This is a genomic window from Novosphingobium sp., assembly GCF_037133355.1.
GTDB lineage: Bacteria > Pseudomonadota > Alphaproteobacteria > Sphingomonadales > Sphingomonadaceae > Novosphingobium.
Genome location: NZ_JBAXOI010000004.1, coordinates 58,492 through 81,388, shown reverse-complemented (window position 1 = coordinate 81,388; position 22,897 = coordinate 58,492). Strand labels below are relative to the sequence as shown.

19 protein-coding genes and 1 riboswitch are annotated in these 22,897 nt (G+C 64.9%); of the genes, 8 read left to right on the top strand and 11 right to left on the bottom strand.

Translation table 11 applies throughout. The features are described 5' to 3' along the window. The first annotated feature begins 41 nt into the window (after positions 1–41). Positions 42–1,565 (top strand): glucose-6-phosphate isomerase, encoded by a 1,524-nt coding sequence (pgi, locus tag WCL10_RS05840; protein WP_336894695.1) that lies wholly within the window; start codon positions 42–44, stop codon positions 1,563–1,565. Positions 1,566–1,577: 12 nt separating this feature from the next. Here the strand turns inward: pgi and WCL10_RS05835 are convergent, their stop codons facing one another. Beyond that, positions 1,578–1,772, bottom strand: a complete 195-nt coding sequence (locus tag WCL10_RS05835; RefSeq protein WP_336894694.1) for a hypothetical protein — start codon at positions 1,770–1,772, stop codon at positions 1,578–1,580. A gap of 174 nt (positions 1,773–1,946) precedes the next feature. Between WCL10_RS05835 and gorA the strand changes: the two genes are divergently transcribed. From gorA to WCL10_RS05820, 3 genes are read left to right on the top strand one after another with little or no spacing between them, the layout of a single operon-like run. Beyond that, a complete protein-coding gene (gene gorA / locus WCL10_RS05830; RefSeq protein WP_336894693.1) occupies positions 1,947–3,302 on the top strand; it encodes a glutathione-disulfide reductase in 1,356 nt (451 codons plus the stop codon). A gap of 43 nt (positions 3,303–3,345) precedes the next feature. Continuing rightward, positions 3,346–4,083 (top strand): SDR family NAD(P)-dependent oxidoreductase, encoded by a 738-nt coding sequence (locus tag WCL10_RS05825; RefSeq protein ID WP_336894692.1) that lies wholly within the window; start codon positions 3,346–3,348, stop codon positions 4,081–4,083. Between the two features lie 11 nt (positions 4,084–4,094). Then, entirely contained in the window at positions 4,095–5,111 is a 1,017-nt protein-coding gene (locus tag WCL10_RS05820) for an aldehyde reductase (RefSeq protein ID WP_336894691.1), read from the top strand. On the opposite strand, the gene WCL10_RS05815 is transcribed toward WCL10_RS05820, so the two are convergent. The 4 genes from WCL10_RS05815 to WCL10_RS05800 form a co-directional block, all read right to left on the bottom strand. Next, positions 5,108–5,875, bottom strand: coding sequence for a molybdopterin-binding protein (locus tag WCL10_RS05815; protein ID WP_336894833.1), 768 nt, complete (start codon positions 5,873–5,875; stop codon positions 5,108–5,110). The genes WCL10_RS05820 and WCL10_RS05815 overlap by 4 nt on opposite strands. A 26-nt stretch (positions 5,876–5,901) precedes the next feature. After that, on the bottom strand, positions 5,902–6,738 hold the full coding sequence (locus WCL10_RS05810; RefSeq protein WP_336894690.1) for a cytochrome b/b6 domain-containing protein: 837 nt from the start codon (positions 6,736–6,738) through the stop codon (positions 5,902–5,904). A 129-nt stretch (positions 6,739–6,867) separates the two neighbouring features. After that, on the bottom strand, positions 6,868–7,998 hold the full coding sequence (locus WCL10_RS05805; RefSeq protein WP_336894689.1) for an ATP-grasp domain-containing protein: 1,131 nt from the start codon (positions 7,996–7,998) through the stop codon (positions 6,868–6,870). After that, complete coding sequence (locus WCL10_RS05800; RefSeq protein WP_336894688.1) at positions 7,995–9,386, bottom strand: cytochrome P450; 1,392 nt, start codon at positions 9,384–9,386, stop codon at positions 7,995–7,997. Before WCL10_RS05800 ends, WCL10_RS05805 begins: the two co-directional genes overlap by 4 nt. Before the next feature lie 92 nt (positions 9,387–9,478). Between WCL10_RS05800 and WCL10_RS05795 the strand changes: the two genes are divergently transcribed. Then, on the top strand, positions 9,479–10,240 hold the full coding sequence (locus WCL10_RS05795) for a hypothetical protein (RefSeq protein ID WP_336894687.1): 762 nt from the start codon (positions 9,479–9,481) through the stop codon (positions 10,238–10,240). 1 nt (position 10,241) lies between these two features. Then, positions 10,242–11,744 carry a 1-hydroxycarotenoid 3,4-desaturase CrtD gene (gene crtD, locus WCL10_RS05790; protein WP_336894686.1) on the top strand — a complete coding sequence of 501 codons (1,503 nt, stop codon included), beginning with the start codon at positions 10,242–10,244 and terminating at the stop codon, positions 11,742–11,744. Here crtD and WCL10_RS05785 read toward each other — a convergent pair. Genes WCL10_RS05785 through crtY form a run of 4 tightly spaced genes read right to left on the bottom strand, consistent with a single transcriptional unit; the run spans position 11,725 to position 16,003 of the window. Continuing rightward, positions 11,725–12,717: a phytoene/squalene synthase family protein gene (locus WCL10_RS05785; RefSeq protein ID WP_336894685.1), complete on the bottom strand. Its 993-nt coding sequence runs from the start codon at positions 12,715–12,717 to the stop codon at positions 11,725–11,727. The two genes, crtD and WCL10_RS05785, sit on opposite strands and share 20 nt — an antisense overlap. A 6-nt stretch (positions 12,718–12,723) precedes the next feature. After that, the gene (locus WCL10_RS05780) at positions 12,724–13,305 is read right to left on the bottom strand and encodes a TIGR00730 family Rossman fold protein (protein WP_336894684.1); all 582 of its coding nucleotides are present in this window, start codon (positions 13,303–13,305) and stop codon (positions 12,724–12,726) included. A gap of 13 nt (positions 13,306–13,318) precedes the next feature. Beyond that, a complete protein-coding gene (locus tag WCL10_RS05775; RefSeq protein ID WP_336894683.1) occupies positions 13,319–14,803 on the bottom strand; it encodes a phytoene desaturase in 1,485 nt (494 codons plus the stop codon). Between the two features lie 9 nt (positions 14,804–14,812). Then, complete coding sequence (crtY, locus tag WCL10_RS05770) at positions 14,813–16,003, bottom strand: lycopene beta-cyclase CrtY (RefSeq protein ID WP_336894682.1); 1,191 nt, start codon at positions 16,001–16,003, stop codon at positions 14,813–14,815. A gap of 485 nt (positions 16,004–16,488) precedes the next feature. Between crtY and WCL10_RS05765 the strand changes: the two genes are divergently transcribed. Next, positions 16,489–17,997 carry an NAD(P)/FAD-dependent oxidoreductase gene (locus tag WCL10_RS05765; protein ID WP_336894681.1) on the top strand — a complete coding sequence of 503 codons (1,509 nt, stop codon included), beginning with the start codon at positions 16,489–16,491 and terminating at the stop codon, positions 17,995–17,997. Between the two features lie 90 nt (positions 17,998–18,087). Here the strand turns inward: WCL10_RS05765 and WCL10_RS05760 are convergent, their stop codons facing one another. Then, entirely contained in the window at positions 18,088–19,413 is a 1,326-nt protein-coding gene (locus WCL10_RS05760) for an NAD(P)-binding domain-containing protein (protein WP_336894680.1), read from the bottom strand. Beyond that, positions 19,414–20,649, bottom strand: a complete 1,236-nt coding sequence (locus WCL10_RS05755; protein WP_336894679.1) for a cytochrome P450 — start codon at positions 20,647–20,649, stop codon at positions 19,414–19,416. A gap of 122 nt (positions 20,650–20,771) precedes the next feature. Next, a riboswitch (TPP riboswitch) is annotated at positions 20,772–20,912 on the top strand. A 38-nt stretch (positions 20,913–20,950) separates the two neighbouring features. On the opposite strand from WCL10_RS05755, the gene thiC reads away from it, so the two are divergent. After that, on the top strand, positions 20,951–22,840 hold the full coding sequence (thiC, locus tag WCL10_RS05750; protein WP_336894678.1) for a phosphomethylpyrimidine synthase ThiC: 1,890 nt from the start codon (positions 20,951–20,953) through the stop codon (positions 22,838–22,840). Positions 22,841–22,897: the final 57 nt, after the last annotated feature.

The window sequence follows — 22,897 nt, the reverse complement described above, 5'->3', positions numbered from 1 at the left end:
CGGGCAGGGTACGCCGCGACAAGCCCGAGGAGATCGAAACGATGGCCGCCCAAGATACCGCCGCCCTGTGGTCCGCGCTTGAAGCTCTGCCGCGCCCCGTGCTCACTGCGCTTTTCGCCGATCCCGGCCGCCTTGATCGCTACGCAACCGTGCTTGATCTGCCCGGGGGCCCGATTCGCTTCGACTGGTCGAAGACGCATCTTTCTGCCGAAGTGGAAGCAGTGCTGGGCGAGATCGCCGCCGCGGTCGATCTCGCCGCCAGCCGTGAGGCGCTGTTCGCCGGTGCCCTGATCAACAACACCGAAGGCCGCGCCGCCACCCATGCCGCCGAACGCGGCGTGGGCAATCCCGCCGCTGCCGAAGAAGCCGAGCGGTTTCATGAACGCATGCAGGCGCTGGTCGAAGCGATCCACGAAGGCCTGCTGGGTGAGGTAAAGAGCCTCATCCACATCGGCATCGGCGGCTCGGCGCTCGGCCCGGCGCTCGCCATCGACGCGCTGGCACGTGAGGATGCGCGGATAGCGGTCCACGTGGTCTCCAACGTCGATGGCAGCGCGCTGGCGGCCGCGATGGCCCAATGCGATCCCGCGACCACGCTGATCGCGGTTGCGTCCAAGACTTTCACCACCACCGAAACCTTGATGAACGCCGATTCCGCGCTTGCCTGGCTGCGCGAGGGCGGGGTCGCGGACCCCTATGGCCGCGTCGTGGCGCTCACCGCCGCGCCGGACAAGGCGGTGGCCTGGGGCGTCGATGAAACCCGGGTGCTGCCCTTTGCCGAAACCGTCGGCGGGCGCTACTCGCTGTGGTCCTCGATCGGTTTTCCCATTGCGCTTGCGCTGGGCTGGGACGGGTTTGCCGCGTTCCTAGCCGGCGCAGCGGCGATCGACCGGCATTTCCTCGAAGCGCCGCTCTCCGGGAACGTCGTGATCCGCGCCGCCTTTGCCGACATTTACTACACGCAGGCCCGCGGCTGCGCGAGCCGCGCGGTCTTCGCCTACGACGAGCGCCTGCGGCTTTTGCCCAGCTATCTGCAGCAGCTTGAAATGGAATCGAACGGCAAGCGCGTCACCGCTTCGGGCGAGGCGCTTGCCCGGCCGAGTGCCCCCGTGACCTGGGGCGGGGTCGGCACCGATGCGCAGCACGCGGTGTTTCAGCTGCTGCACCAGGGCACCCATCTGATCCCGGTCGATTTTCTCGCCGTCAGCGTGCCCGGCCACGACCTCGATCCGGCGCATCATCGCACCTTGCTTGCCAATTGCTTCGCGCAGGGTGCGGCGCTGATGGCTGGCAAGGCGGGCGGAGACGACATGGCACGCGACTATCCGGGAGACCGCCCCTCGGCCACGATCCTGTGCGATGAGCTGGGCGCCGCTACGCTGGGCAGTCTCATCGCCTTTCATGAGCACCGCACGTTCGTTTCGGCGATGATGCTGGGCATCAACCCCTTCGACCAGTTCGGGGTCGAGCTGGGCAAGGCCATCGCCAAGTCGATCGAGGCCGGGGGCGCCAGTTTCGATCCTTCCACCGAAGCCTTGCTGGAGGCCGCCGGCATCGGCAGTTAGGTCATGGCCGGGTCAAGACGTCGCAGTGGGCTCGGGCATCACCGGATTGGCGTGGTTGAACCGCACCGCGCCGGTGATCCAGACAACCGATAGCAGGACTACCGCCAGCAGAGTGCCGATCACCAGCATCTTGCCAAGGCTGCGGTCCTTGTCACCCCCGCTGGCTTCTTCGGTGTCGACGTGCACTTCATCGCCTTCGCGTTCCATGGTGGGTACTCCGAACGCGGCCGGGGGCGGCTGCGTCCCCTCTAAGTCGCCCTCCACCTGTGTATTTTCAATGGCCTAACGTCATCTGGCTGCGAGCAATGAAAAGATGGCGAAACGGCATTGTCGCACGCGGCGCCTATCCCCCATATGAGCGCAGCGAAAGAGGAGCAGGCCATGACCGACGCCCAGTACGACTACGATCTCTTTGTCATCGGCGCAGGCTCGGGCGGCGTGCGCGCGAGCCGCGTTGCCGCCAGCCACGGCGCCCGCGTCGCGGTGGCGGAGGAATACCGCGTCGGCGGCACGTGCGTGATCCGCGGCTGCGTGCCCAAGAAGCTCCTCGTCTATGGTTCGCACTTTGCCGAGGAATTGCAGGACGCGGCCAACTATGGCTGGACGGTCGAGAAGACCACGTTCGACTGGCCGACCCTGCGCGATGCAGTGCTGCGCGATGTCGACCGGCTCAATGCCGCCTACACCTCCACGCTCGAGACCCACAAGGTCGAGCGCTACCTCGAACGGGCGGTAATCACTGGTCCGCACTCTGTGCGCCTCGCTTCGGGCCGCGAGATCACCGCCAAGCATATCCTTGTCGCAACCGGCGCATGGCCGGTCATGCCCGAATTCGAAGGCGCGGAGCACTGCATCACTTCGAACGAGGTGTTTCACCTCGAAGCGCTGCCGCGCCGCGTGGTGATTGCCGGAGCGGGCTATATCGCGCTGGAATTTGCCGGCATTTTCAACGCGCTCGGCAGTCACGTAACGGTGGTCAACCGCTCGGAAACGCTGCTGCGCGGCTATGATCAGGCGCTGCGCGACCGCCTGCTGCAGATCACCATGGCGCGCGGCATCCAATACCGTTTCAACTGCCCGTTCGAGAAGGTGGTGAAACGCGAGGACGGGCTGCTGGAGGTCTGGCTCAAGGGCCAGCCCGATCCGGTGCTGGCCGATCAAGTGCTCGTCGCCACCGGGCGCAAGCCCAACACCGCCGGGCTCGGGCTTGAAACCGCTGGGGTAGCGCTGGGCGAGAACGGCCAGATCGTGGTCGATGACCGCGCGCAGACTTCGTGTCCCAGCATCCATGCCGTGGGCGATGTCACGGACCGCGTGCAGCTCACGCCGGTCGCCATCCGCGAGGGCCAGGCCTTTGCCGACCGCGTGTTCGGCGGCAAGCATGTCACCATCGATTACAGCTGCATCCCCAGCGCCGTGTTCTCGCAGCCGCCGCTTGCGGGCGTAGGGCCGACCGAGGGCGAGGCACGCAACCGCTACGGCGCGATCAAGGTCTACTCTTCGGACTTCCGCCCGATGAAGAACATCTTTGCCCATCGGCCAGAACGCGGCCTTTACAAGATGATCGTCGATGCTGCGACCGACCGGGTGCTGGCGATCCACATGATCGGGCCCGAGGCGCCCGAAATCCTCCAGGCTGCGGCAATCGCCGTCATGGCCGGGCTTACCAAGGCCGATTTCGACGCGACCGTCGCGCTGCATCCGTCGATGGCGGAGGAACTGGTGCTGATGAAGTAACAGTTGCAGCTTGCAACTGGATCACTAGTCTCCCCGGAAAATCATGGGGAGAAGGCGGGTGCAGGTTAGCGGCAAAACGATCCTGATCACGGGCGGCACCGATGGCATCGGCCTGCGCCTTGCCCGCCAGCTGCGCGACAAGGGCGCGGCCGTGATCGTGACAGGCCGCACGCCCGCGCGCATCGCCGCCGCCGAGGCAGAAGGCTTCGCGGTGATCGCCGCAGAACTCACCGGTCCTGCCGGCATAGATGCGGTTGTGGCCGGTCTAGGGCCGCGGACGATCGATGTGCTGATCAACAATGCCGGGATGGGCGCCGCACACGATTACCGCCTCGCGCCGCCAGAGCCCGAGGATGACGAGCGGACCTTGTGGCTCAATCTCCACGCGCCGATCCGCCTCATCGCTGCGCTCATGCCGGTGCTGCGTGCCCGCCCCGAAGCGATGATCGTCAATGTCACCTCAGGGCTCGCCATCGCGCCCAACGCCGGCTCGCCGGTCTATTGCGCCACCAAGGCCGCGCTGCGCAGCTATACCCAGGCTCTGCGTGCGCAGCTCAAGGGCACGCGCATCCACGTTCTCGAAGCGCTGCCCCCCGTGGTCGAAACCCAGATGACCAGCCACCGCGACGGCAGCAAGCTGGCGCCTGAGGAATGCGCGCGCCAGATCATCGCGGCGATGGAGCGCGGCGCGAACGAAGCCAATGTGGGCATGGTCAAGGTGCTGCAGGCGGTCCACTCGCTCTCGCCCGCGCTGGCCCGCGCCATTATGCTTCGTTTCTGAGAGGAAACCAGATGTCCAGAACCGTCCTCGTCTCCGGCGGCAGCGGCTATATCGCCGGCTTCATCATCCAGCAGCTCCTGGCCGAAGGCTGGACGGTGCACACCACTGTGCGCAGCCTCAAGCGCGAGCCGGAACTGCGCCCACTGCTCGGCGGCACACCCGAAACGCTCAAGTTCTTTGCCGCCGATCTCACCGCTGATGCGGGCTGGGCCGATGCCATGGCAGGCTGCACCCATGTCCTCCACGTTGCCTCGCCGCTCTCCAATGTCCCGCCGCGCCGTGAGGAAGACCTGATCGTTCCCGCGCGCGAAGGCGTGCTGCGTGCACTGCGCTTTGCCAAGCAGGCTGGGGTCACACGCTTCGTTCAAACGTCCTCGGTGGCAGCAATCGCCTATGGCCACGGCAAGGGGCACCACCAGTTCACCGAAGCCGACTGGACCAACGTGAACAGCCGCGATGCCTATGCCTACGTCAAATCGAAGACCATCGCCGAGCGTGCCGCTCGCGATTGGATCACCGCCGAGGGCGCGGGGATGGAATTTCTCACCATCAATCCCGCGGCGGTGCTTGGCCCGGTCTGGAGCAAGGATTTCTCGGCCTCTATCGAGATCATCAACCAACTCCTCTCGGGCGCGCTGCCCGGCTGCCCCGATCTCGGCTTCGGCATTGTCGACGTGCGCGATCTGGCTGACCTGCACGTTCGTGCACTAACTGAGCCGGGCCTCGACGGCGAGCGCTTCATCGCTTCGGGCCCGTTCCTCAAGATGATCGATGTCGCGGGCATCCTGCGCGCACGCATGCCGCTGCAGGCCCGCAACGTCCCCACCCGGCGCTTGCCCGATTGGCTCGTGCGCTTTGCCGCGAAGTTCAATCCGCTGATTCGGCAGGTCGTCGGCGAACTCGGCAATGTGCGTGACGCCAGCGCCGCCCACGCCTTCGAACGCCTCGGCTGGAAGACCCGCCCGGTGGAGGAATCAATCACCGACTGCGCCCGGAGCCTGATCGAACGCGGGGTGGTGAAGGTCTAGATCCCCGCAAACCACTGATAGCCGCGGTGGTCTTCCCAGTACCCGCCCTTGCCGCCGTGGATCCCGTCGAGCGAGGCGACAGCCTCAACCCGCATCACGTACTTCGCCTGCTTGTAGCCCAGCTGCCGCTCGACTCTCAGCCGCAGCGGAGCGCCGTGCCCGACCGTGAGCGGCGCGCCGTTCATGTGCGTGGCGAGGATTGTTTGCGGATGGAAAGCGTCGATCATGTCGATGCTTTCGTAATAGGGGATGCCGCCGGTGCTGTCCGCGCAGTGGAACACCACGTATTTCGCGTTGGCCGACATCCCGGCGCGGCGTAGCAGCAGGCCAAGCGGCACGCCTGACCACTCGCCAATCGCGCTCCAGCCCTCCACGCAGTCGTGCCGCGTGATCTGCGTTCGACGCGGCGCGGCCATCAACTGAGCCAGGCTCAGCCGGATCGGCTGCTTCACCATACCGTCCACGCTCAGCGTCCAGTCGGCAAAGTTGTTCGCGGCAAGCGCGTTGTACTCGGTGGTTCCGGGGTTCTGGTTGCCGTTCTGGCGGAACACCGGCGACATGTCGGCCCGGGTGAACTCGCGCGCCAGGGCATTGCGGTCCGTTACGAGACGCTGCGCGCTGTGCGTCGCCTTCTCGCCCAGGCTCAGAAACGATTTCACCGTGGGCGAGGCATTGATCTGGTCGCATCCGGCGAGCAGCAGGCCCGCACCGCCCACGAGTGCGTTACGCCGGGTGATCAGCGAGGAGGGGGCTGCGGCTGGCATGATCAATCCGCTTGTGGGGTCCTTGCTCACTTCGACCTCTCCTTCGGCAAACGGTACCAGCCCGTGATAATCGAGCGCAGCTCGTTGAACGGCCCCGCCAGCAGCACTGCCAGCAGATGGACCACGATGAACAGCGCGAACCCCGTCGCGCACAGGAAGTGGATCGAGCGCGCGGAAGGGCGCCCGCCAAACAGCTCAGTCAGCCAGGGGAAGGCCGCATTCAGCGTAGGCGACATCGTGCATCCGGTGAGAATGACAGTCGGGATCAGCACGAAGAGCACCCCGAGATAGGCGATCTTCTGCAGCGGATTGTAGGACCGCGCCGCCTCGCCAGTGGGGAAGCGCAACCGCGCGTGCTCCTTGATGTCATGCCACAAGTGGGCAAAGCTGCGTTCTTCACGCTTCAAGGCAAGATCACGCTGCAAGTGTCCGGAAACAATGTTATATACCATGAAGAGCGTGCCGGTGATCAGCAGCACCCATGCGAATGCGAAGTGCCACTGCCGCCCGTCCGAAAGGCTGTAGCTTGAAGGGATCGTCACCAGCGGGGGAAAGGCATAAGGCGCGTTCTGGGCATAGCCGAGAAAGCCTGTCGTCGAAATCTCATGGCCCCACAGCGAAAGGTAGCCGCTGGTTCCGCGGTGGCCGATCACCAGCCAGGGATGATCGAAGTTCGCGCCATACTGGCCCCAGTAGAGCCGGGGATGGGCGTTGAAGATCATCATCCCGCTCATCAGCATCACAAAGATGCTCAGCGCGTTGATCCAGTGCCAGATCCGCACCGGCAGCCGCGTCCGGTAGATCAGCGGGCTCTCGTCGGTCCGAGGGCTCTCCGCATCGGCATTTGCATAGTGTGTAGCCATTCGCTCCGCTCCCGCTTGCCTGCCGAGGTGGCAACACAATGCCCCTTCTGCGAGAAAGGACAAGTGCGCCGTCAGCCGGTTCGGAGTGAAGCGGAAAAACGTTACATCACGGATGAAAATTTTCGCTGCTCAGTGCTCGAACCAGCCAACGTCCTGCGTCGCAACCTCGCCAAAGCGGGCGCCTTTGGTGATCGCCTGCCAGATGATCGGCCACGAGGTTCCGATCATGCTCACGAACGGCCACGGATCTCGCCAGTCCCAGCTGACGTCACGTGTGGTAACGAGGCTTTTGAGGCTCGCAAGGAAACCCTTGCCCCTCAGCATCGCGCCCTGTGTCTCGGTCAGGCAGGCGTAGAACTGCTGCAGGGCCTTGTGCCGCCGCACACGCACCGGCCCGGCCCAGGCAGGCTCCAGCACGGCACGGGCGATGTCCTCCGGTTCCCAGAAGTGAACGCCGCTCGTCGCGCGTGGATTGCACTCGATGGCAAAGGGCACGCCCTGCGCGTCCACGATGAAGTCGAACGAGATGAACCCGCTCCATCCGCAGCCCGCCACAAACCGCTCGATCCACGCGTTGATCGCCGGCACCTCAACCCGCTCGAAGGCCACCGCCACCGAGCCGGACATGACCGCCCCGCGATAGACCATGGTCGCGACCATGCGGCCTTCCTGCGCGATCGTGCAGGTGCTGTGCTCGCGGCCTTCAACGAAGCGCTGCACCACTGCCGGTTCGCCCGGATTGGCCGGGGGCAGGGGCTCCCCGCCGCGCAGAATTGAAAGCCCCCGGCCCGAGCAGGAGAACACGGGCTTGACCACCACCGGGCCGCCCCGCGCCAGCGCCTCGGCCTCCGCCGTTCCCAGCGGCGCGCTTTGCGGCACCGCCAGCCCCATCGCTTCGGCCGCTCGGACAAAGCCGGATTTGTCGTGCAGCGTGATCACCTCGCCGGGCGGCATCGTGAACAGACCTGTGCCGGGCGGCAGCAGGCCGCGCAGATGCGCCACATGCATGGTCTCTTCCGAGACCGGCACCACCAGATCAACGCCTTCGCGCACCACGATTTCCGTCAGCGCCGCGAGGTAAGCCGCCTTGCCCTTGGCTGGTGCCGGGACACGGAACTCGCGGGCCACGTGGCGCGAGGCGCCGGCCAGAGTCCAGCCATAGGGTTCGGCCACCAGCACCCGGCACCCCGCCTTGCTGAAACCCCGCGCCAGATCGAGCGCCTTGGGCAGGCGCCCCAATGTCAGCAGTACGGTCGTCATGCCGCCCGGCTCACGCGCACCATGATCTGCTTTGCGGGGCGCGTGGTCAGCCGCGCTGCCGGGCGCACCGCACCTGCCTGCTCGACGTGGAAGTCGAACCGGCGGAACAGGCGTGCGATCAGCAGCACCGCCTCGGTCAGGGCGAATGCAGCGCCCGCGCAGACCCTTGGTCCCTGGCCGAACGGAATATAGGCCCCCGGGGTCAGCTCGCTCTCGCGCGCGGGGAGGAAGCGGTCGGGGTCGAACACATCGGGGTTCTTCCAATAGCCCCGATGCCGGTGCAGCACCCAAGGCGCCACCATCACCAGCGCCCCGCGCTTGACCTTGCGCTTGCCGATCGTGGTTGCCTCGGTCGCCACGCGCGGCAGGAAAGTGATCGGGGGATAGAGCCGCAAGGTCTCGCGAAACACATTGCGGATCGTGGGCAGGTGCTTGGTCGCTTCGAAGTCGATCGGCCCGTCCTCGCCCGCCACTTCGCGGATCTCGGTACGAATGCGCGCAACAAGATGGGGCTGTGTGGCGAGTAGAAAGAACGCCCAGGTCAGCGCGCTTGCGCTCGTCTCGTGGCCAGCGAGGAACAGCACACCAAGCTGGTCGATCAATTCCTCGCGGGTGAAGGCCGTGCGGCTGAAATCATCACGCGCCGCGATCACCGCCGCTGCGATATCGTCGAAATGCTCACCGCCGGGCCCGAGATGCGTGTCGAGCAGATCTCCCAGATGGCCCCGGATGCGCTGGCATGCCTCCAGCACAAAATCCTTCTGCGGCACCGCCGTCCACGCCGGGTCCATGATCAGCCGCCGGATCTCGACTTGCGCCACGCTGTGCTCGAACACGGTGAAGGCTTCGAACACGTCGTGCGCTGCCCCGGTCTCGAGCCCGGTGCTGAACACGGTGCGGCAGATGATGTCGGCGGTGAGGTGGCTCATGGTCAGATCAAGCGAGAATGCGGCCCCGTCGCTCGCCCGCTCGGCCAACATCTGCTCACAGGCATCGGCGCCTTCCTGCATCGCCGGAAACGCCCGGTTCACGCGCATCATCGTGAAGGCGGGGTCGATCATCTGCCGCTGGCGCTGCCAGGTCTCGCCCGAGGAGACGAAGATCGAATCGCCGATCAAGGGCGCCAGCGCATCGACCATGAGGTCGCTCTTGGGAAAGATGCCTTCCGGATCAGACAGAACCCGCCGCACTTGATCAGGCTGGTTGACGATCAGGATCGACCGGCGCGAATAGCCCAGCGGCCCGACATCGCAGCGATAGGCGCTGGCTGGCAAGAGGCTGAGCAGATCGCCGTCCCCCTTGAGCGCCACATGCAGCAACGCCGTGACCGCGCCGAGCGAGTTCGGGCGCGGCGGGCGATATGTGGCAGGAACGGCAGTCTGCGTCACGCGGGCATCCTAAACAGTTTGCAAGTGTCATCTTATGTTTACACAGGGCATGTCCAGTGGAATAGTCGCGGCCAGACGAACCGGGGGATGGGATGGAACTGTTGCTGTTCCGCTGCCTGATTGCAGCACATATCGCCGCAGGCGCGACAGGCGCGATCGCATTCTGGATTCCGGTGGTGGGCCGCAAGGGCGATGTGAACCACCGCAAATGGGGCCGCGTGTTCACCAGGGCGATTCTCATCACCGGCTGCCTCGCCCTCGTGATGAGCCTCTTCACGCTCTACGATCCGATGACGGTCCACCCGCATCTGGTCGGCCGGTTCGACGCAGATTTCGTGCGCGGCATTTTCGGCGTGATGATGTTTCACAACGCGATCCTCACGCTCAATCTCGCCTGGTATGGCTGGCTTTGCGTCAAGAACCGCCGGAATGTCGCGGCCAACCGCACGCCGCTCAACATCGCGCTTCAATTCATGGTGATGATCGCTGCGGTCATCTGCGCTTGGGACGGCGCGCGCATCAACCAGCCGCTCATGATGCTCATCTCGGTCGTGGGCATGGCGACGGGGATCACCAATCTCGTGTTCCTCTATTCACGCAATCCCTCGCCTGTCATGTGGCTCAAGGAACATGTGAAGGCGCTCGTGGGGGCAGGTATCTCGGTCTACACTGCGTTTCTGGCGTTCGGTTCGGTCCGCCTGTTCCCTGCGCTCGCGCTTAATCCGGTGATGTGGTCGGTGCCGCTGGTCACCGGTCTCATCATCCTCATCTACCACCGCATCCGCATCGACCAGAAGGCCGGGATCAGCCTGATACCGCAACTACGCCCGCGCCGCGCAGCAGCGTCCGACTGACGTGGCGCGCCGCAGGGTCGTAGTTGTCGGCGCCGGCATGGGCGGCCTTGCCGCCGCAGCCGATCTTGCCCGCAGCGGGCTCGATGTCACCATCGTCGAGCGCGCCGCCAGTGTCGGCGGCAAGATGCGGCGGGTGGAGAGCGGCGGCCAGTTGATCGATGCCGGGCCGACCGTCTTCACCATGCGCTGGATCTTCGATGGCCTGTTCGGCGATGCGGGCCAGCGGCTTGAGGATCACCTTGGCCTGATCCCCGCAGAAACCCTTGCGCGCCATGCCTGGAAGCAGGGCGGCAATCTCGATCTGTTTGCCGATGTCGCCCGCTCTGCCGATGCCATCGGCGATTTTGCGGGGGCTGCCGAGGCCAAAGCCTACCTCGCGTTCTGTGCGCGCAGTGCCGATATCTACCAGACGCTCGCCGCCTCGTTCATCGCCGCCGAGCGCCCCTCGATCCCCGGCCTTGTGGCGCGGCTCGGGCCGTTCGGTATCCCCGCGCTCATGCGCACCGTGCCGCTGCGCACGCTGTGGGGGGCGCTTGGCGATCATTTCAAGGACCCGCGCCTGCGCCAATTGTTCGGGCGATACTCGACCTACGTCGGCGCCTCGCCCTGGGCCGCGCCCGCAACGCTCATGCTGATCGCCCATGTCGAACAGGAGGGCGTGTGGCTGGTGCGCGGCGGCATTCACGAAGTTGCGCGCGCTATCGCAGGCCTTGCGGAGCGGCACGGCGCGCGGTTCCGCTTCGGCGCCGAAATGGCGCGCATTGTCGTGGAGCAAGGCCGCGTTGCCGGCGTTGAACTGGCGGACGGCGAGCGCATCGACGCCGATGCCGTGGTCTTCAACGGCGACATTTCCGCGCTGACCGACGAAACGCGCCCCGTACCCGCTACGGCCCCGCTCAAGCGCTCGCTTTCCGCGGTTACCTGGTGTCTCTCGGCGCGGACCTCGGGCTTTGATCTTGCCCATCACAACGTGTTCTTTGCTGAGGACTATGCGGAGGAATTCCGCGCCATCTTCAAGGACCGCCGCATCACGCAGGTGCCCACGGTCTACCTTTGCGCGCAGGACCGGGGGGAGGGGAGCGACCACCCAGCAAGCACGCCCGAACGCCTCCTCGCGCTGATCAACGCCCCCGCCGATGGCGACAAGGGCCCACTCGCCGATAACGTCATTTCCGATCTTGCCAGGCGGTGCGTTCGCCTGATGCGGGACTGCGGGCTCGAAATCGCACCCGATGATGAACCTGTCGTCACCGACCCAGCCGGCTTCAATGCGCTGTTCCCGGCCAGCGGCGGCGCGCTCTATGGCCGGGCGAACCACGGCATGATGGGCAGCTTCGCGCGCGCCGGAGCGCGGGGCAAGGTGCCGGGGCTCTATCTTGCCGGCGGCAGCGTGCACCCGGGGCCCGGCATTCCGATGGCCACCATGTCCGGCCGCATTGCCGCCGCGCGCCTCCTGGCAGATCTTGCCGGAAACGCCCGCACAGTCATGCTCCCCGCCGGCTAGCCCAGGCTTTCAGGCTGCTGCGCGACCATTGCGGCCGCTTCGCCCGGCGCGGTCTCCCCAGCGCCTGAAGCCCTGCGCGCAAGACCCAGCCGATTTTCTCTCCCCGCGATGTGAAAACCCGCTTGTCCCACACACGCGGTCCGCCCGCCGCCACCTTGCGTGCGATCGCGCCATAGATCCCCGCCGCCGAAAGGATCGCCCAGCGCTGGCGGAACCCCAGCCGCGCTGCTCCAACGCGCGCCGATGCCTCGTACTGCGCCGCCAGCGCCGCCAGCCGCTGCGCGACCCCAACCAGTGCGGCGCGATAGCACGGACGCAGTTGCTCGCCCGGCGGAATGTCAGCTTCGGCCAGCCACTCTGCGGGCAGATAGCAGCGCCCGCCGCGATCGTCCTCGGCCACATCGCGCGCGATATTGCCGAGCTGGAACGCCAGACCCAGATCACAGGCGCGGTCGAGCGTATCGTCGTCATCAGGCGCCACGCCCATGACCACTGCCATCATCACGCCCACTGCGCCGGCCACATGGAAGCAATAGCGCAAGAGGTCCGCCTCGCCGCGCGGGGTCCAGTCCGCCGCATCGAGCGCGAAGCCCTCGATCACGTCCTCTGCCATCGCGCGGGTGAGGCCGCATTCGGCCGCGACCACGCCGAGCGCGTCGAAATTCGGATTGCCCGTCGGTAGCCCTGCCAGCGCGAGGCCGGTAAGCCGCCGGATCATCGCCAGCCGATCGCCCGCATCGCCGCCCGGTGTCGTGCCGAGCTCCCCGCCCATGTCCTGCTCGTCGGCAATGTCATCGCAGGCGCGGCACCAAGCATAGAGCAGCCAGACCCGTTCGCGCGTGGTCTTGTCAAACAGCTGCGAGGCGGCGGCGAAACTCTTCGAACCCCGCGCGATCGTCTCGCGGGCATGGGTCACAAGGGCAGCGCGGCCGGGCCAGGCCCGGTCCTCCGCCGCTGCATGGTGGTCAGCCACGCAGCCTCACAAGTCCTTCGCCGTCATCTGCATGATCGGCCGGTGCGGCACATGCGCCGCCATGCGTTCGAGCAGCACGTCGAGCGCGGGCTCGGCAAGGATGATCCCGGCGTGCGCCTGCCGCACGAAGCCCACTGCGATCATGTGGCGCTGAAAGGCAAGCAGGTGATCGAAGAAGCCGAAGGCATTGAGCAGGCCCACCGGTTTGGTGTGATAGCCAAGCTGCGCCCAGCTCACCGCTTCCCACAGCTCGTCCATCGTGCCGACCCCGCCGGGCAAGGTCAGGAACCCGTCGGACAAGTCGGTGAAGGCCTGCTTGCGCTCATGCATGGTCTGGACAACAACCAGCTCGCTGCAATCGGGATTGGCAACCTCGGCATCGACGAGCCCCTGCGGGATAACCCCGATCACCCGTCCACCCGCTTCCAGAGCGCCAGCGGCCAGCGCGCCCATCAGACCCAGCCGCCCGCCGCCATAGACGACCTCGATCCCTTGAGCAGCGAGCGTTGCACCGACTTCGCGGGCCAGAGCGACATAGCGAGCGTCGACCGGCGATGCCGACCCGCAATAGACCGCCAGCCGTTTCATGCCCGTTTCGCTCTCACGCCTCTGCCAGATCCGCGATCATCAGCCCCGCCGTTGCCTTCGCGCTGCCGACCACGCCCGGAATACCCGCACCCGGATGCGTGCCTGCGCCGACAAGATAGAAGTTCCGGATCGCATCGTCACGGTTGTGCGCGCGGAAATATGCGGATTGCGTGAGCAGCGGCTCGAGGCTGAACGCGCTCCCCTGATGCGCTGATAGATCGATCGAGAAGTCCTTGGGCGTATAGGAGAACTTCGTCACGATCCGGCTGTGGATATCCGGGATCAGGCGCCGGCCCACTTCGTCGAGCACGCGCTTTTCAAGCACCGGTCCCACTTCATCCCAGTCCACCGGCAGCTTGCCCATGTTCGCCACCGGCACCAGCGCGTAGAACGTGCTCATGCCCGGAGGCGCCATGCTCGGATCGGTGACTGACGGATGGTGCAGGTAGATCGAGAAGTCCTCGGGCAGCACGCCGTGCTTGTAGATGTCGTCGAGCAGCCCCTTGTAGCGCGGCCCGAACAGGATCATGTGATGCGCGATTCCCGGCCAGGTACCATCGACGCCGAAGTGGACGACGAACAGGCTCGGCGAGAACTTCTTGCGCTTCAGCGCCTTGGCGCGGCGCTGCGCATGGCCATTGTCGGGCATCAGATCCTGATAGGAATGCACGATATCGCCGTTGGAGGCGACCGCGTCGAATGATTCCTGCCAGCCGGACTTGGTCTGAACGCCGGTCACCCGGTCGCCGAGCGAGTTGATGTGCACGACGGGATCGCCCATCCGCACGACGCCGCCCAGCCGCTCGAAATGCTTGATCATGCCCGCGATCAGCCGGTTGGTGCCGCCCTTGGCCCACCACACACCGCCGTCCTTCTCCAGCTTGTGAATCAGAGCGTAGACTGAGCTCGTGGTCATCGGATTGCCGCCCACCAGCAGCGAGTGGAAGCTGAACGCCTCACGCAGCTTCTCGTTCTGGATGTAGCTCGAAACGACCGAATAAACCGAGCGCCATGCCTGATAACGGATCAGCGGCGGCGAGGCCTTGATCATCGAGGCGAAGTCGAGGAACGGCACGGTGCCGAGCTTGAGATAGCCTTCCTCGAACACCCCGGCCGAGTACTTGAGGAAGTCCGCATAGCCCGCGACGTCACGCGGATTGAGCTTGGCGATCTCTGCGTTGAGCACCGCCTCCTCGTTGGTGTAGTCGAAATTTGTCCCGTCAGCCCAGTTCAGGCGGTAGAACGGCTTGACCGGCAGCAGTTCCACGTCCTCGGAAATGTCGTGGCCCGAAAGCGCCCAGAGTTCCTTGAGGCACGGCGGATCGGTGATCACCGTCGGCCCGGCGTCGAAGGTAAACCCGTCGCGCTCCCAGAAATAGGCCCGTCCGCCCGGTTTGTCGCGCGCCTCGATGACAGTGGTCTGGATACCTGCCGACTGCAGGCGGATTGCCAGCGCCAGTCCGCCGAAACCGGCCCCGATGACTGCGACTTTCTTCATGATGAAACTCTAGACTCCTGAAAAATTCAGCGGCGCAGGCTGCCTGCCCAGGCCCGTGATGGTGCCAAGCGCCCTGGGGATCGGAATTGGCGGAATGCCCGCCAGGATCCGGAACTTGTCGAACCGGGTTGAACGGCCCGAATAGAACCGCTCGATCAGTTGGGGGTTCAGCGTATAGAACCGCTCCAATATCCGGAGGCGTTCTTCCGGATAGGCTCCGCCGAACAGCAACGCCGAAAGCATGCGATAATAGCTCTGGTTTTCCCAGTGCCCTTTGGCCCACTTTTCGGAAAAGGCCTTGAGGCTAGCCCCGTCGAATGCATCATGGTGTGCCAGCGCCAGCGCAAACCGCACTGCATCCGGCACCGAATAGCTCGTCAGTGAATGGAACAGCCCCGCGCGTGATCCAGCCCGCGCGGTCTCATCGCCGCCGTCGCGCCAGAACTTCGCAAAGTCGCCGCCGGCCACCACCGGCAACACCCCGTATTCCTCGTTGATCAGCTCTTCCACTTCCCAGCCGCGCGCCGCAAGATAGGCGTCGATCCGCCGTTCGATCAGCGGGCGGTCAAGTGTGCTGTCATCCGAATAGTAGGTGTCTTCCAGAAAGACGATGTCGTCTGCAAACGGCAGGGCATACATGAACCGGTAGCCGTCGACCTGCTCCACCGTCGCGTCCATCACGATTGGCCGTTCGAGGCCATGCGGAGCCTTGAGCCTGAACTTGCGGCCGACGAACTTTTGCCATCCGCCGGTCAGGTGCGAGACATTGCGCAGGCCCCGCGTGTCGATCACGCCGCCCGCGCTGACCAGCGTTCCATCCCCCAGCATGACTTCGGTTTCGCTGCATGCCTTCACCGCTTGTCCGCTGAGGATCGCCTCCGGGCGGAGCGCCTCACGCAGCACAGCGTCGAACCGTTCGGACGTCATTGCACTGTAGTTGGTGTGGAGTTTCCTGCTGTGGCGGGGAAAGTGGACGTTGTAGTGTGTCCAGGTTGCCGCGAGCATCGGCCTTAGCAGCTCGGTCGCCTCGGGGTCCGCATCGGTCTCGAAGAACGACCACACATGGTTTCCTCCGAGCCGGGTATCCTGCTCCACAATCAGAAGCGAGAGATCGGGGCGGTACCTGGCGAGCGCGAGCGCAATAAGCCCGCCTGCCAGCCCGCCGCCAAGGATCGCGATATCACAGCGCCGTGCATTCATGATGCTGGGCGATAGGCCCAAGCCATGATCGGCGCAACCGGCGCGTGCCTGCCCGTTCGTGAAGCGCCCGTTCGTGAAGCGGCAGAAGGTCGGCGGCCGGGCTTCTTGCAACGTGCCCTCGGGGATGGCTGTGAAGGCCTGCCATCCCCGAGGGTTCGTAGCAGGGCCGCTGGGGGAGAGTGGCCCTTCTTCCAGGGATTGCCTCGCCGGCGGGACATCATCGGGACGTTGTGAGGCCCGGCCGGTGCGACAACGTCTTTGAGTCATGGTGCGAATGACCCGGACCGTTCCGCAGCATGAACTTTTGGCAAGGTTTCGCGGCAGACACAGGGCCGCGCAGTGAGATTCCTGTTGCCTTTTGATGCGGATCAAGGCCTCCTTTGCGCCAGACGGTCAGACAGACCGCGATGACGGGAAACGGCCCGGATCGCCCCGCAAGTCGGCGCGCGGTCCTCGCTGCAAGGCTCGCGATTATGGAGAGAGAAATGGCGCAGGAAGCTTCGGTTCATGTCGACGTGCTTATCGTCGGCGCAGGTATTTCGGGCATCGGCTCGGCCAAGCATCTGCAGGATCAGTGCCCCGGCAAGACCTATACCATCCTTGAATGCAAGGACACGTTCGGCGGCACCTGGGAAACGCACAAGTATCCCGGTATCCGCTCCGATTCCGATCTCTACACCTTCGGCTACCGCTTCAAGCCGTGGGTTGGCGCGCCGATCGCGACCGCGGATGAAATCCTGCGCTACATGGGCGAAGTGATTGCCGAGAACCACATCGATCAGCACATCCGTTATGGCCACACGATCACGTCTTGCAGCTGGTCGAGCGCGGACAATCTCTGGACGGTGAATGCCGTTCGCAAGGATGGCAGCGAAGTGGTGTTCACCGCCGGTTTCCTGTGGATGTGCCAGGGGTATTACGACCACAAGACCCCATATACCCCCGATTGGGCGGGCATGGCCGATTACAAGGGCCACTTCGTCCACGCCCAGCTGTGGGATCCGGCGACCGACGTTTCCGGCAAGCGCGTGCTGGTCATCGGCTCGGGCGCCACAGCGGCCACGATCGTACCCGCGCTGTGTGATGCGGGTGCCAAGGTCACCATGCTTCAGCGTTCGCCGACCTGGTTCTACTGCGCGCCCAATGTCAGTGAGCTCGCCGACCGGCTGCGCCTGATCGGCATCGACGAGGAGACTGTCCACCGCGTCGTGCGGCAGGACTATATCTACAATTTCTACGAAATGGACCGCCGCAGCCGCGAAGAGCCCGAAGCAATGGCCGAGGACCTGCGCGCGCTCGTTCGCGGCTATGTGGGTGAGGATTTCAATTTCGAGCCGCACTTCACGCCGAAGTATCGCCCCTGGCAGCAGCGCCTTGCCCAGCTCCCCGATGGCGACATGTTCAAGCATGTCGTGGCCGGCAATGCCGAAGTCGTTACCGACACCATCGACACCTTCACTGCAAACGGCGTGCGCACTGCGTCGGGCCAGGAGATCGAGGCCGATATCGTCGTCGCATGCACCGGCTTCCGCCTCTCGGTGCTTGGCGAGATCCCGTTTGCCGTCGATGGCAAGGCCGTCGATTGGTCCGAGACCATCAACTATCGCGGCATGATGTTCACCGGCGTGCCCAATCTCGTCTGGGTCTTCGGCTACTTCCGCGCCTCGTGGACCCTGCGTGTCGATATCGTCGGCGATTTCGTGTGCAAGCTACTGAATCACATGGATGCGGAAGGGGCGCACAAGGTCGAAGTCGCGCTGCGGCCAGAGGATGCGGACATGCCGATCCTGCCGTGGATCGATGCCGACAACTTCAACCCCACCTACCTGATGCGCGATCTGGCCCGCATGCCCAAACGCGGCGACAAGCCCGAATGGCAGCACAACCAGGACTACTGGAGCGAGCGCAGCGAAATCCCGGCGATCGATCCGGCGGCGAGCGAATTCATCTACGACAACCAGCGCGCAGAAGCGGCGCTGGAAGCAGCGGAATAGCGCTCTTCCCAAGATCCTCCCCATTTTCACGAAGTGCAAATGGGGAGGGGAACCGCCGGGCGCAGCCCGGTGGTGGAGGGGTTGGAGCCCTCAGGCCGCCTTCCCGCGCCGCGTCCCTTGCGCGATTTCCTTCTTCAAATCACGCACATAGGCATCGAAATCGAGCTGGATCGTATGCCGCCGCGCCGCATAGTAATGCCCTGTGTGATAGGCCTCGTCGGCCTTGATCACGCGGTGCATCTCGGCGGGCGGGGGAGGGGTGTACTCGCCCGCAAGGTATGCAGCGATCAGCTTTGACTGCTGTTCGGCAAAGTTGACCAGCGTTGGCAGGGGTTGGCCGAGCCCTGCGTAGAACAAGTCCGGCACTTCGGGCTTCATGATCCGCTTGAACAGCGGCGGCGGGCGGTTGTCGGCATCGGCGCACAGTTCAGGGTCATCGAAGAACGGGAAGCGGATGTCATAGCCGGTTGCCCAGACGATCACGTCTATCACCTCCCGACTGCCATCCTTGAACACCACACCGTCGCCATCGAGCCGCTCGATCGCGCCCTTCATCGTGACGTCACCCGATCCCGCACGCAGCAGAAACTCGCCGGAAACCGTAGCATGGGAATCGAACGGGCCGATTTCTGGTTCTGGCAAGCCGTAGTCACTCATCTTGCCCACGAGGCCCTTGATCAGCCGCCCGCCCAGCCAGGTCCGCACCTTGCGCGGCATCCATGCCGGGGCCGGGTTCTTGTCGATGGGCTGGCCCTTGTAATACTTCGGCAGCACCCAGACCCCGCGCCGGGTCGAAACGAACAGCTTGCTGGCGATAGAGCGCTGCGAAAGCTCGGAAGCGATGTCCATCGCGCTGTTGCCCATGCCGACCACGAGCACGCGCTTGCCGACACAGTTCACCGGCTCGAACACGCTGCGATAGGCGTGACTGTGGAACTGCTCGCCCGCAAAGCTCCCCGGATACTCGGGAATTCGAGCAGCCCAGTGGTGCCCGTTCGCCACCACCAGCGCCTCATACCGCCGCGTCTCGCCGTTCGAGAGGAGCACCTGCCAGCCGCCCCCCGGCTGCCGCTCGGCCTTTTCCACACGCGTATTGAACGTGATCGCGTCGCGCAGGCCAAAGTGATCCGCATAGTCGCGGAAATACTGCAGCAGCAGCCCATGGTGCGGGAAATCGGGCCAGTCCGCCGGCACCGGATAGTCCTCGAAGGCGAGGCGCCATTTCGAGGTATCGATATGCAGGCTCTTGTAGCAGGCCGACATCCCGTTGGGATTGCCGAAATACCAGTTCCCGCCGATATCGTCCGAGCCGTCGAACTGCTCGTAGGCAATCCCGTAGTCCTTGAGCCGCTTGGCGACCGTGATCCCCGAGCAGCCCGCCCCGATGATGCAGACGCGCGCGTTGGTCCCGGACATTCAGTCCTGCTCCAGCCGTACGGGCATGGCATTGAAGCCGTGCAGGAAGGGGCTCGCCAGCCGCTCCGGCGCGCCCACCGGCACCACCCGCAGCCGCCGCGCCACGAGCTCGTCGATCACCGTGGCAATCTGCACTTCGGCCAGCCGCGCGCCCACGCAGCGGTGAATGCCGTGGCCGAAGCCGATGTGCCGCCGCGCGTTCTCGCGGGTCACGTCGAAGCGCTCGGCATCGGGGAACACGCTCTCATCGCGGTTGCCAGAGATGTACCACATCACGATCTTCTCGCCTGCGCGGATCTGCTGCCCGCCCACCTCGACGTCCTGCGTCGCAGTGCGGCGCATGTGCGTCACAGGCGTCTGCCAGCGGATGATTTCCTGCGCGGCATTGGCGCTGAGCGTCGGGTCGGCTCGCAGCTTCTCCAGTTCCTCGGGATAGAGGTGCAGCGCCTCGACCAGCCCGGCAATCGAATTGCGCGTGGTGTCATTGCCCGCCACGATCAGCAGCGCGATATTGGCGAGCCGCTCCAGCGCCGGCAGATTGCCCATCGCTTCGGAATGGACCATGCGGCTGAGGAGGTTGTCGCTCGGCGGTAGCGCGCGCTGCAGGTCGAGCTCGCGGTCGAAGCGCGCGAGCATTTCGCCCATCTGCTTCATCCATTCCGCGCGGTAGGCATCGTTGAGGTTGTCCGCTGAAACCCCGCTGCCATAGTCCGACCAGCGCTTGAGATCGCGCCATTCCTCGAAGGGAATGCCGAACAGGCTGCACAGCATTCCCAGCGTCTGCGGAATCGCGAGGCTCTCTACCCAGTCGAACGTCTCGCCCACCGGCAGCGCATCGAACAGCATGCGCGCGCGCGAGCGCACCTGCTCCTCCAGCTTGATCATCTGCCCGGGGCTGAACGCTGGCGCGATCACCTTGCGCTGCGCGGTGTGGATGGGCGGATCCTGCGCGATGAAGTTGGGAAACTCGCTCTCGTTCACCGACTCGGCAATCGTGATGTTCCCCCGCTTCCACGAGGAGGAAAACACCTCCGGCATCAGCTCGATTTCCTGGATATGCTCGTGCGTCACCGCCGACCAGTATCCGCCAAACGGGCTCTCCGGCCGCCAGCTGATCGGCATTTCCCGCCGCAGGAACGCGAACGGCTCGCGCCAGGTATCCTCGGTGTAGAGCGCATCGGCGCTCACATCATATGGATTGATCGCCCGCTCCCGGGTGAGGGTCTGGCTCGCCATGTCCTGCTCCGTTGGCCCCGCTCGCATGCCGGCGGGCTCTTGGCGCAGAGTATGTTTAAGCGCCCGCTTAAAGTCCAGCCCCCAAACATGGTGGACGCCGCCATGTCATCGCACTAGAACGCTTCCATTCCCCGGGGAGCCGCGGGGCCGGAGCGATGTTTCGCGAAGGCTTGCAACAATGGCTGAGAGGTGGGTTTCGCACCCCACGACCCGTCGAACCTGAACCCGTTAGCACGGGCGGAGGGAGCGGTCTGTCAGTGTCTCGACGCCCGCTGTCTATCCGCCCATTGGAGCGTATGAGATGGCCGATATCAACTCCCGCCTCGAAAATGGACCGCAGGCCACGCCCATCGGCGTCACCACCGGCCCGATCCGCGGCAGCCGCAAGATCCACGTCGAAAGCCCGCGCTTCCCCGGCATGACCGTCGCCATGCGCGAGATTTCGCTCGAACCCAGCGCGAACGAGCCCCCGCTGCGGGTCTACGACACCTCGGGCCCCTACACCGACAGCAATGCCGCGATCGACATCGGCAAGGGACTGCCTCAGCTGCGCCGCGAGTGGATCATGGGCCGCGGCGATGTCGAGGAATACGACGCGCGTGAAGTGAAGCCCGAAGACAACGGCCAGCTCGGCCCCGATCGCTCGGGCGGCGTCCCCCCGTTCCCGATGCCGGTCAAGCGCCCGCTGCGTGCCAAGGCCGGCGCCAATGTCAGCCAGATGCACTACGCCCGCCAGGGCATCATCACCCGCGAGATGGAATATGTCGCCATCCGCGAAAACATCGGCCGCCGTCAGCTCAAGGAAGCGCTGGTGCGCGACGGACAGGATTGGGGCGCCAGCATTCCCGATTACGTCACCGCCGAATTCGTGCGCGATGAAGTCGCCCGCGGCCGCGCGATCATCCCCAACAACATCAACCACCCCGAATCCGAGCCGATGGCGATCGGGCGCAATTTCCTCGTCAAGATCAACGCCAATATCGGCAACTCCGCGGTCGCGTCCGATGTCGCCAACGAAGTTGACAAGATGGTCTGGTCGATCCGCTGGGGCGCGGACACGGTCATGGACCTTTCGACAGGGCGCAACATTCACGACACGCGCGAATGGATCGTGCGCAACAGCCCGGTTCCGATCGGCACTGTGCCGATCTATCAGGCGCTCGAAAAGGTCGGCGGCATTGCCGAGGACCTCACTTGGGAAATCTTCCGCGATACCCTCATCGAACAGGCCGAGCAGGGCGTCGATTACTTCACGATCCACGCCGGCGTGCGTCTGCCTTACATCCCGCTCACCGCCAAGCGCGTGACGGGCATTGTCAGCCGCGGCGGTTCGATCATGGCCAAGTGGTGCCTCGCGCATCACAAGGAATCGTTCCTCTACGAACACTTCGACGACATTACCGAGATCATGAAGGCCTATGACATCGCCTATTCGCTGGGCGACGGCCTGCGTCCGGGCTCGGTCGCGGACGCCAACGACGAAGCCCAGTTCGCCGAGCTCTACACGCTGGGCGAACTGACCAAGCGCGCCTGGGAGAAGGACGTGCAGGTGATGATCGAAGGCCCCGGCCACGTGCCGATGCACAAGATCAAGGAGAACATGGACAAGCAGCTCGCCGCCTGCGGCGAAGCGCCGTTCTACACGCTCGGGCCCCTCGTGACCGACATCGCGCCCGGCTATGACCACATCACCAGCGGCATCGGCGCCGCGATGATCGGCTGGTTCGGCACCGCGATGCTTTGCTACGTGACGCCCAAGGAGCACCTCGGCCTGCCCGACCGCGATGACGTCAAGGTCGGCGTCGTGACCTACAAGCTCGCCGCGCACGCCGCCGATCTGGCCAAGGGCCACCCCGCCGCCAAGCTGCGCGACGATGCCCTCAGCCGGGCCCGTTTCGATTTCCGCTGGCGCGACCAGTTCAACCTGTCGCTCGATCCGGATACGGCGGAGCAGTACCACGACCAGACGCTCCCCGCCGAAGGCGCCAAGACCGCGCATTTCTGCTCGATGTGCGGCCCCAAGTTCTGCTCGATGAAGATCACGCAGGAAGTCCGCGATTTCGCCGCCAAGCAGAACGCCGAGATCGCAACTTTCGTCGCGAACGAAGCCGAAGCCGAAGCCGGCATGGCCGAGATGAGCGAAAAGTACCGCGAAGCCGGCAGCGAATTGTATCTGCCTGCAGCGGAGTAAGGCCTTTGATCCTCCCCATTTTTGCGAAGCACAAATGGGGAGGTGGCCCGCGAAGCG

Coding starts and splice junctions, on each gene's coding strand:
- WCL10_RS05775 (WP_336894683.1), bottom strand. CDS start 14,803: ATGAAGAAAGTCGCAGTCATCGGGGCCGGTTTCGGCGGACTGGCGCTG.
- gorA (WP_336894693.1), top strand. CDS start 1,947: ATGACCGACGCCCAGTACGACTACGATCTCTTTGTCATCGGCGCAGGC.
- WCL10_RS05765 (WP_336894681.1), top strand. CDS start 16,489: ATGGCGCAGGAAGCTTCGGTTCATGTCGACGTGCTTATCGTCGGCGCA.
- WCL10_RS05815 (WP_336894833.1), bottom strand. CDS start 5,875: ATGCCAGCCGCAGCCCCCTCCTCGCTGATCACCCGGCGTAACGCACTC.
- crtY (WP_336894682.1), bottom strand. CDS start 16,003: ATGAATGCACGGCGCTGTGATATCGCGATCCTTGGCGGCGGGCTGGCA.
- WCL10_RS05810 (WP_336894690.1), bottom strand. CDS start 6,738: ATGGCTACACACTATGCAAATGCCGATGCGGAGAGCCCTCGGACCGAC.
- WCL10_RS05780 (WP_336894684.1), bottom strand. CDS start 13,305: ATGAAACGGCTGGCGGTCTATTGCGGGTCGGCATCGCCGGTCGACGCT.
- WCL10_RS05755 (WP_336894679.1), bottom strand. CDS start 20,649: ATGGCGAGCCAGACCCTCACCCGGGAGCGGGCGATCAATCCATATGAT.
- WCL10_RS05835 (WP_336894694.1), bottom strand. CDS start 1,772: ATGGAACGCGAAGGCGATGAAGTGCACGTCGACACCGAAGAAGCCAGC.
- WCL10_RS05820 (WP_336894691.1), top strand. CDS start 4,095: ATGTCCAGAACCGTCCTCGTCTCCGGCGGCAGCGGCTATATCGCCGGC.
- thiC (WP_336894678.1), top strand. CDS start 20,951: ATGGCCGATATCAACTCCCGCCTCGAAAATGGACCGCAGGCCACGCCC.
- WCL10_RS05825 (WP_336894692.1), top strand. CDS start 3,346: ATGGGGAGAAGGCGGGTGCAGGTTAGCGGCAAAACGATCCTGATCACG.
- WCL10_RS05760 (WP_336894680.1), bottom strand. CDS start 19,413: ATGTCCGGGACCAACGCGCGCGTCTGCATCATCGGGGCGGGCTGCTCG.
- WCL10_RS05805 (WP_336894689.1), bottom strand. CDS start 7,998: ATGACGACCGTACTGCTGACATTGGGGCGCCTGCCCAAGGCGCTCGAT.
- pgi (WP_336894695.1), top strand. CDS start 42: ATGGCCGCCCAAGATACCGCCGCCCTGTGGTCCGCGCTTGAAGCTCTG.
- WCL10_RS05795 (WP_336894687.1), top strand. CDS start 9,479: ATGGAACTGTTGCTGTTCCGCTGCCTGATTGCAGCACATATCGCCGCA.